Annotated in this window: 10 protein-coding genes and 1 pseudogene; 7 read left to right on the top strand and 4 right to left on the bottom strand. The window is 72.5% G+C overall.

The annotated features are described in order from the left end of the window. Positions 1 to 683 (top strand): annotated as a pseudogene (locus ACYVE9_RS09615) (hypothetical protein); the annotation flags it as partial. 37 nt (positions 684 to 720) lie between these two features. Next, on the top strand, positions 721 to 1,269 hold the full coding sequence (locus ACYVE9_RS09620) for a putative immunity protein (RefSeq protein ID WP_461027335.1): 549 nt from the start codon (positions 721 to 723) through the stop codon (positions 1,267 to 1,269). Positions 1,270 to 1,302: 33 nt separating this feature from the next. On the opposite strand, the gene ACYVE9_RS09625 is transcribed toward ACYVE9_RS09620, so the two are convergent. Beyond that, positions 1,303 to 1,704, bottom strand: coding sequence for a PepSY domain-containing protein (locus ACYVE9_RS09625; protein ID WP_461027336.1), 402 nt, complete (start codon positions 1,702 to 1,704; stop codon positions 1,303 to 1,305). A 346-nt stretch (positions 1,705 to 2,050) separates the two neighbouring features. Further along, on the bottom strand, positions 2,051 to 2,986 hold the full coding sequence (gene hemC / locus ACYVE9_RS09630; protein ID WP_461027337.1) for a hydroxymethylbilane synthase: 936 nt from the start codon (positions 2,984 to 2,986) through the stop codon (positions 2,051 to 2,053). A 133-nt stretch (positions 2,987 to 3,119) separates the two neighbouring features. Between hemC and ACYVE9_RS09635 the strand changes: the two genes are divergently transcribed. From ACYVE9_RS09635 to ACYVE9_RS09645, 3 genes are all read left to right on the top strand, one after another. Next, positions 3,120 to 3,692, top strand: a complete 573-nt coding sequence (locus ACYVE9_RS09635; RefSeq protein WP_461027338.1) for a cob(I)yrinic acid a,c-diamide adenosyltransferase — start codon at positions 3,120 to 3,122, stop codon at positions 3,690 to 3,692. 237 nt (positions 3,693 to 3,929) lie between these two features. Next, a complete protein-coding gene (locus tag ACYVE9_RS09640; protein WP_461027339.1) occupies positions 3,930 to 4,517 on the top strand; it encodes a DM13 domain-containing protein in 588 nt (195 codons plus the stop codon). Positions 4,518 to 4,609: 92 nt separating this feature from the next. Then, entirely contained in the window at positions 4,610 to 4,981 is a 372-nt protein-coding gene (locus tag ACYVE9_RS09645) for a cupin domain-containing protein (RefSeq protein ID WP_461027340.1), read from the top strand. A 115-nt stretch (positions 4,982 to 5,096) separates the two neighbouring features. Here the strand turns inward: ACYVE9_RS09645 and ACYVE9_RS09650 are convergent, their stop codons facing one another. Beyond that, positions 5,097 to 5,837, bottom strand: a complete 741-nt coding sequence (locus ACYVE9_RS09650) for a Clp protease N-terminal domain-containing protein (RefSeq protein WP_461027341.1) — start codon at positions 5,835 to 5,837, stop codon at positions 5,097 to 5,099. Positions 5,838 to 5,945: 108 nt separating this feature from the next. On the opposite strand from ACYVE9_RS09650, the gene ACYVE9_RS09655 reads away from it, so the two are divergent. Beyond that, a complete protein-coding gene (locus ACYVE9_RS09655) occupies positions 5,946 to 6,605 on the top strand; it encodes a TetR/AcrR family transcriptional regulator (protein WP_461027342.1) in 660 nt (219 codons plus the stop codon). Positions 6,606 to 6,735: 130 nt separating this feature from the next. On the opposite strand, the gene ACYVE9_RS09660 is transcribed toward ACYVE9_RS09655, so the two are convergent. After that, complete coding sequence (locus ACYVE9_RS09660; protein ID WP_461027343.1) at positions 6,736 to 7,350, bottom strand: hypothetical protein; 615 nt, start codon at positions 7,348 to 7,350, stop codon at positions 6,736 to 6,738. Positions 7,351 to 7,511: 161 nt separating this feature from the next. Between ACYVE9_RS09660 and ACYVE9_RS09665 the strand changes: the two genes are divergently transcribed. Further along, a partial coding sequence (locus ACYVE9_RS09665; protein WP_461027344.1) for a sensor histidine kinase occupies positions 7,512 to 8,547 on the top strand: 1,036 nt, incomplete at its 3' end.

The following is an 8,547-nucleotide window of genomic DNA, read 5'->3' on the forward strand; positions in this document are numbered from 1 at the left end:
CGGAGCACGCCCGCGCGGGCGCGGTCGTGCGCGCCGACGCCGACGACGCGCGGGTGCCGTCCGATTCGGCCACGGACTGGGTCACCTACGGCGACCACGTGGCGGTGGTCCAGGTGTCGCACGAGAAGCGCTTGCCGATCCCGGCCGGGGGCGAGGGCAGGCACGCGGAGACGAACGGGAAGGCGGCCCCGGTCGCTGATCGGGGCGACGGCGAGGAGTACGTCGGCCGGTCGGTGACACTGACGGTCCGCAAGGTGCTGTGGACCCGGGACGCGGCTCCCGAACTCCCGGCGCGCGTGTCCTTCCAGGCCGACGGCTGGGTGGTCGAGGACGGGAAGCTCACAGCCGCCGCGCTCCCCGACACCCCGCGGCTGGAGAAGGGGCACACCTACGTCCTGGCGCTGGCCCGCTTCAGCGACGGCTGGGCCCCCACCGGCCCCGGCGGCATCCTGCCCTACGACGACCGCACCATCGGCAGGGGAGAGATCGAAGGCCGCACCGTCGCACCCGGCCCCGACGACGAACCCGGCGGCAACGCGCCCCTGAAGCAGAAGGTCAACGGCCGGACGGCGGACGATCTCCTCGCCCACCTGCGGGCGGCGACCCCGGACCCGCGGGCCGAGGACTTCGCCGAACTGCCGGCCGACGAGCGCCGGGAGAAGGCGAGCCACACCACCGGATGATCGCGCACTGTCCCGCGCGATCGAGGAAGATGCAGGCATGACAGGGGACACCGACGGGATCGTTCTGAGCACGCAGGATCTTCGTGAGGTCACCAGGTTCGCCGCGGCGTGTGCGGAGACGGTGCTTGAGGTCTTCGAAGCCGATCAGCCGGACGACTCGCGCCCTCGACACGCCATCGGCGCCGCGTGGGCGTTCGCTCGGGGCGGCGAACGCGGGAAATCTCTGCGCGACACGGCGTCGGCGTCACTCAAGGCGGCCAAGAACACGGACACCGCGGCCGCCCGCGAGGCAGCGTGGGCGGCGATGTCCGCAGCAGCCTCCGCCTACCTGCACCCGCTGGCCAAGGCCACCCAGGTCAAGCACATTCTCGGAGCAGCCGCCCACGCGGCCAGAGCGGCCGAACTCGCCGTCGGCGACGATCGGGGCGTTGCTGCCCAACACCTTGAGCGGTCGGTGCGCCGTGCGACAACAGATGTCGTTGACGTGCTCAAACGCTACCCCCTGGCGCCGAGTGGCGGTGGACGGGTTGCCGAGTTGATCCGCACGCTGGACACCGACCTTCGTTCACCCGCCCCCGCTGAGTGACCTCCAGGTTCCGGACGGCGCGACCTTCGTCCGTCAGCGGCAGGTCAGGGCCCGAAGCCCGTGATGGCACCCGTCGGGGTCGGCCTGGCGGTGGACGCGGCCGTCGGTGGCGTCCACGTCCACCGTGAAGGCGTCACCGGCACGCTGCGCCTCGACCTCCCAGACGGGACGCTTGTCGTCCTTACCCAGTTCGACCTTGACGACCCGCGCCCCCGTGAAGCGGGCGGTGACGATGTCCGCGGCCTGCGCCGCGTTGAGCTGCCGCGGGCCGAAGCGGGCGTCCGGTTCCGGGTCGATCTCCCTGTCGAAGCCGCCCGCGGCGGTGCGCGCCCCGGTGTCCGGTTCCGTCTGGCCGGCCGATGCCAGGGCGCCACCGACCGTCAGCGAGAGCACCATGCCGACGGCTGCCAGTGCGATGACCACTGTCGTGCGCATCACTACCTCCAGAGTGGGGCGGTGCCGACCGCGGCAGCCGGGCCGCGCGACGTGACGCGGGCCGGGCCGCACACGGGCCCGGCAGACCCGGCTGCCGCGGACGCCCGGCCACGGGACGGCTGGGCGTTCACCGCCACCGCACCGTAGGACGCCGGGCTCCTCCCACGCGGCTCTCCTCACGAGGTGCGACAAGAAAACCCGCCTGTTGAGACAGGCGCGCCCGCAGCACGTACCCCCCACGGTCCCGTACCGGCACACTCGGTCGTCCGACGCGGCCGGCGCGGTCCGGACGTGAGGCCACGTCGCGGGTCGCCTCGCGGCGGGTCGTCCCGGTGCAGGCCTGGCCTCAGTGCGGGATGGCGTCGATGAGTTCGCGTGCTCCCCGGCGGAGCAGGGTGAGGGCGACGGACGCGCCCAGATCGGCCGGTGTCAACGCGCCGGCCGTCTCCGTCGCGTCCAGTACCGTCTTGCCGTCCGCGGTGAACACACAACCCCGCAGGCTGAGTTCGCCGTCGCCGGTGGTGCGGGCGTAGCCGGCGATCGGGCTGTTGCAGTGCCCCTGGAGCACGTGCAGGAACATGCGCTCGGCGGTCGTCTCACGGTAGGTGGCCGGGTCGTTCAGCTCGGACACGGCGTCTATCAGCTCGGTGTCGGACTCCCGGCACTGGAGGGCCAGCACTCCCGCGCCGATGGGCGGGCACATCGTCTCGGCCGGGAGGATCTCGGTGATGACGTCGCGGCGCCCGATGCGTTCCAGCCCGGACACGGCCAGCAGGATGCCGTCGACCTCTCCCGCGGCGAGTTTCGCCAGACGTCGGTTGGCGTTGCCGCGGAACGGCACGCAGGTCAGGTGCGGGTGCGAGGCGGCGAGCTGCGCGACCCGGCGCACCGACGAGGTGCCGATCCGGGCCCCCGCCGGCAACTGGTCGAGGGTGCGCCCCTCGACGTGGACGAACGCGTCCCGGATGTCGTCCCGCTCCAGGAATGCGGCGAACGTCGTGCCCTGCGGCAGCGGGCGGTCCGCGGGAACGTCCTTCACACAGTGCACCGCGAGGTCCGCCGCCCCGCTCAGCAGCGCCGCGTCGACCTCCTTGGTGAAGGCGCCTTTCCCCTCCACCGCCGAGAGCGCCCCCATCCAGACGTCACCGGTGGTCTTCACCGGGACCACCACGGTCGTGGTGCCCGGGTGGTGCGCGGCCAGTTCGGCGCGCACCCGCTCGACCTGCGCCAGGGCCATCGGGGAGTCGCGGGACACGATGCGGACCAGCTCGGGGGCGGACATACCGCCACGATAGCCCCGGCCGCTCGAGCCCCGATGGGCTGCGAGTCCACCCCTCCCGGACCGGTCACCGCCGACGGCCCCGGGCGTGGCCGGCAGCCCGTCCGGGGCCGTGCGGCCCGGTTAGGCTCGGCCCATGGTCAATCTGACGCGCATCTACACACGAACCGGCGACACCGGCACCACCGCGCTCGGCGACATGAGCCGCACCGCCAAGACGGACGTGCGGATCTCCGCGTACGCCGACGCCAACGAGGCGAACGCCGCCATCGGCGTCGCCCTGTCGCTCGGCGACCTGCCGGAGGAGATCGCCAAGGTCCTCACCCGGGTGCAGAACGACCTCTTCGACGTCGGCGCCGACCTCTGCACGCCGGTGGTGGAGGACCCCGAGTACCCGCCGCTGCGGGTGGAGCAGGGCTACGTCGACAAGTTGGAGGCAGACTGCGACAGGTTCAACGCCGAGCTGGAGAAGCTGCGCAGCTTCATCCTCCCCGGCGGCACCCCCGCGGCCGCCCTGCTCCACCAGGCCTGCACGATCGTCCGGCGCGCCGAGCGGTCCACCTGGGCGGCGCTGGAGGAGCACGGCGAGACGATGAACGCGCTCACCGCGACATATCTGAACCGGCTCTCGGACCTGCTGTTCATCCTGGCGCGCAGTGCGAACCGCGAGGTCGGCGACGTGCTCTGGGTGCCGGGCGGCGAGCGGTGACGCCTCCGGTCCGTCGCGCAGGTGAGCCCGTACGGACGACGGCCCGGTGACGGCCGGGCGTTGAGCCGGTGCCCGTCGTTGCGGTGACCCGGTGGCGGCCCGCCGTTGACCCGGTGACGGCCGGGCGCGGGTGACGTCAGGGAATCGTAAGACCGTCCGGGCCGTTCAGCCGGGACGCGGGGACCGCCGCCGGGGTGTAATGCCGTGCACCCGGACACGGTAAGGCGGAGGAGAGCGATGCAGCACGCGAACCGGCGGCGGAAGCCGATGATTCTTGGGGTCCTGGCGGTCGGACTGGTGTGCGTGGCGATAGGCCTCTACCTGTTCCAGCCGTGGAGGCTGTGGACGGACCGGACCGTGGACGAGGCCCTGCCCGGCTCGGCACCCTCCGCCCAGCAGTCCGACGCCCCGAGCGCCGCCGAGGGGGCCGACGGGACCGACGGCTCCGAGCAGCCGCCGACCCCGGCAGGCCCGACGACGCTCGCCACGGGTGACTTCATCACCCATGAGCACGCCACCACCGGCAGCGTGCGGATCGTGGAACTGCCCGACGGGTCGCAGGTGCTGCGGATCGAGAACCTCGACACCAGCAACGGCCCCGATCTGAAGGTGTGGGTCACCGACGCGGAGGTCAAGCCGGGGCGGGACGGCTGGGGTGTCTTCGATGACGGGGCCTACCTCGACCTGGGTGAGCTCAAGGGCAACAAGGGCAGCCAGAACTACGCCCTGCCGTCCGACGCCGACCTGGACGCGTACTCCAGCGTGAGCATCTGGTGCGACCGGTTCGACGTGTCCTTCGGCGCCGCGACCCTGACCCGCGCCTGACGTCCACCGCCGGGCGGCCGGCACCAGGAAACCACCGCGTCCCCGGCGGGCACGCCTTGTCCGGTGGGCGTCGTGTGCACGACGATGGGGAGATGCGCACCCCGGGCAAGGTCAACTTCGACGACGCGCTGAAGCTGTTCTCCGAACAGTGGTCACCCAAGGTCGTCGGCAGGCTCAACGACTACGAGATCAAGCTGGTCCGGATCGAGGGCGAGTTCGTCTGGCACACCCATGAGGACACCGACGAGGTGTTCATCGTGCTCGACGGCACCCTCACCATCCAGTTGCGGGACGGTGACGTGGTGCTCGGGCCGCGCGAGATGTACACGGTCCCCCGTGGCGTCGAGCACTGTCCGAAGGCGGAGTCGGAGGTCACCGCGCTGCTCGTCGAACCGAGCGGCGTGGTGAACACCGGTGAAGCGGGCGGCCCGCTCACCGCCGCCCCCTCCTCCCTCATCGACTGACGGCCGGGCGAGCGGCGACCTCCGCGCGAACGGCAGCGGCCGGACGACCGTGCATCCGGCACCCCGGCCGCAGCGGGCGCACCGCCCGGCGCGGCGTCCGGCGAACGGCAGCAGGTCAGTCCTGTTGCGCGGCGGCGGTGTGTGCGGCGAGGGCGGTGGCGACCTCCGCCTCCGTGGCGGGCTTGTCGACGCCGAGGCCGGTGAGCACCCCGGTACCGTCCTCCCACTCCAGCAGGGCGAGCAGCAGGTGCTCCGTTCCGACGTAGTTGTGCCCCAGCCGCAGGGCCTCCCGGAAGGTGAGCTCCAGGACCTTGCGGGCGGCCGCGTCGTACGGCACCAGGTCGGGTGCCTCCTGCGAGGCGGCCGGGAGCACCGCACTCGCGGCCCGTCGAACGGCGTCGGCGGCGACCCCCTGGGCCAGCAGTGCTCGGGCGGCGATGCCCTCGGGCTCGCTGAGCAGGCCCAGCACCAGGTGCTCGGGGCGGATGGTGACGTTGCCGGCCTCCCGTGCCTCGTTGTGGGCGGCCATGACGACGTTCCTGGCCCGCGGGGTGAACCGGCTGAACCCCTGGCTGGGGTCGAGGTCGTTCGGTTCCTTGGGGTCCTTGGGCACGAAGCGCTTCTGGGCGGCCTGCCTGGTGACGCCCATGCTCCGGCCGATGTCCGTCCAGGACGCGCCCGAGCGGCGCGCCTGGTCCACGAAGTGACCGATGAGATGGTCCGCCACGTCACCCAGGTGGTCGGCGGCGATGACGGCGTCGGAGAGCTGGTCGAGGGCGTCGGAGTTGACCTTCTTGATGGCGTCGATCAGGTCGTCGAGACGTACTGGGTGCGAGGGTCCAGCGGGATTCACCATGAGGCAACCCTAGGTTGACAGTCCCCCGCTGTCAACGGAGGGTTGACAGTGGATGGGGCCGCTCTCCCGTGCGCTGTGGTGTCGCCCTTCCGGGGCTACGCTCCGGACATGGGCACCGAAGAGGTGACGGACAGCCGGGACGAGCGGGTGCGCCGGAGGCAGCGCATCCTGGAAGCCGCCCGGGAGCTGTTCGTCCGGCAGGGCTACGACGCGACGTCACTCCAGCAGGTCGCGGATCGGGCCGGGGTCACGCTGCAGGCGGTCCACCTCGCTTTCTCCGGCAAGCGTGCGCTGCTGAAGGGCCTGATCGACCTCGCCCTCACCGGCGACCAGGAGCCCGTGACCACGGCGGACCGCCCCTGGTTCCGTGCGGCACTGGCCGCGCCGACCGCCGAGGCGCAGCTGCGGGCGCATGTGCGCGGGACCCGGCAGATCCTGGAACGCGTCGCCCCGCTGGCCCGGATGCTGCACGCCGCGATGGCGACCGATCCGGCGGTCGCTTCGATGGTCCGACCCGACCACGACCCCCGCTACGCACTCCAGCTCTCCGCCGCGGAAAGCCTGGCGACGAAACCGGACGCCCGCCCTGGAGTGTCGGCGGTACAGGCCGCCGACGTGCTCTACGGGCTGCTCAGCACCGAGCTCTACCTGCTGTTCGTGCGCAGACGCGGCTGGTCCGCCGCGCAGTGGGAGCAGTGGGTGTTCGAGACCCTGCGCCACCAGCTCTGCCGGACGCCGGAAGGCAACACCGGGCACGGGAACGGGTAGGCCTCACGCCGCGCGAGTGACGGAGCCCGGGGCCCGCGGCACCGCGCCTCCCGGCTTGGCGCCGAGCCGTCTCCCCCGCGGGCGTGTCCACCTCCTCACCTACGCCCCCTCTCCCTCGCCCCTCCCCCTTTCACCCGTGCAGCCGCTCCCGGCCGCCGCTGCCGCCGTCCGAGGCCCGTATCGGCTCCTCGCCGTCGGGGTGGGCCTCACCGGACGGTTGCCGCTTGGGCCAGATGGTGTAACTGGCGGCGATGATCAGCGCGATCACGACGACGAAGCCCATGCGCTGCTGCCAGGCGACCAGCGACGCGGTGCTTCCGTCCTCCCCGACGTACCAGATGGCGGCCTGGAGCAGACCGGCGGCTATCGCGGCCGCGCCTATCGTGCGGGCGGACATCTTCCACTCGTGCAGCGCGCGGGCCATGCCGTAACGCGGCGGTTTCACCGGCGGGGCACCACCGGCGAACCGATGCGCGAAATGGCCGTCCGCCCAGCGGATCAGGTAGTGGCCGTAGGTGACGGTGAAGCCGATGTAGACGGCGGCCAGGCCGTGCTTCCAGTCCGGTGCGGCGCCGTTGCGCAGGTCCAGCGCGGTGGCGACCAGCAACACCACTTCGAGCAGCGGCTCGCACAGCAGCACGGCGACCCCCGCCCGGGGCATGCCCGCCAGGTAGCGCAGCGCGAGCCCACCGGCCAGGATCACCCAGAAGCCGATCTCGCAGGCGATGATCAGAGCGACGATCACGGGAACCCCTCTCCATGTGGACCTCAGCATCCGCCACGGAGGGGCCCGCCGGCATCGTCGCCGCTGAGGAGTGGGCACTGCATCGTTCGATGTAGTCGGCGCCCGGTGTTCTCCGCCGCCCGGCCGGGGCCGGGGCGGCTCCGACGTGCTGAGATGGGTTCATGCCGCTGAGTCTGGCCCGCCCGCACCGCGACGACCTGCTCATCGCCGCCGCCGGTCTCGTCTGCGGCCTGGCCCTGTGGGCCATGGACCTCTACACCAAGGGCCAGGGCCGGAACGTCGCCGAGAACGAGCCGCTGCTGCTGCTGGCCCTGGGCGTGATGTGCCTCGCGGTCACGCTGCGGCGGTCCGCGAACGTCTGGGTGGTGCTGGTCGCGACGGCGGCGCTGGTGGCGGACCTGTGGGCCGGCTCGCTGCTCGCCACCCTGCTGCTGTACACGGACGTGGTCTACGCGGCGGTGCTGTACGGAAGCGCCCGCCTGTCCCGGACGGTCGTCCGGCTGAGCGTCTTCGCGACGGTCTCGGTGACGGCGCTCGCGCTCGCCCTGTTCCAGGAGGCCTCCGCCGTCCTGCTGGGGGCGGTTTTCGGCTTCCTGACCGTCGCGCCGGCCACCACCGGCATGCTGGTGCGCGGGCACCGGGACACCGCTGCCGCCGAGCGTCTTCGGGCGGAGCGGACGGCGTTGCGGGCCGAACAGACCGCGCTGCTGGCCGAGATGGATCGGGTGCAGGCGGTGACGGCGGAACGGGCTCGGGTGGCACGCGAGTTGCACGACCTGGTGGCCAACCACCTGTCCGCGATAGCGATCCACGCCACGGCGGCCCAGTCGCTGGACGACGAGGCGGCCACCGGCCGGGCGCTGGACGTGATCCGGGAGAACAGCGTGCAGGGCCTGGCCGAGATGCGGCGCCTGATCGGCATCCTGCGGGAGGCGGGGGCGGGCGGCTCCCCCGCGCCCGTCGCCACCCTGGACGCGCTGCCCGCCCTCGTGGAGCGTGCGCGGACCAACGGCGCCCCTGGCGGGCTTCGTTGTGTGGTCCACGACCGGCACGGCGAGGGCGGGCCGCTGCCTTCCCCGGTCGGCCTGGCCGCGTACCGGCTGGTCCAGGAGTCGCTCACCAACGCGGTGAAGCACGCGGCGCCCGGTGACGTCGTGGTGCGGCTGGACCGCGCGGGCGGCGCGTTGCGGGTGGCCG

This window comes from Streptomyces sparsus (assembly GCF_054776295.1).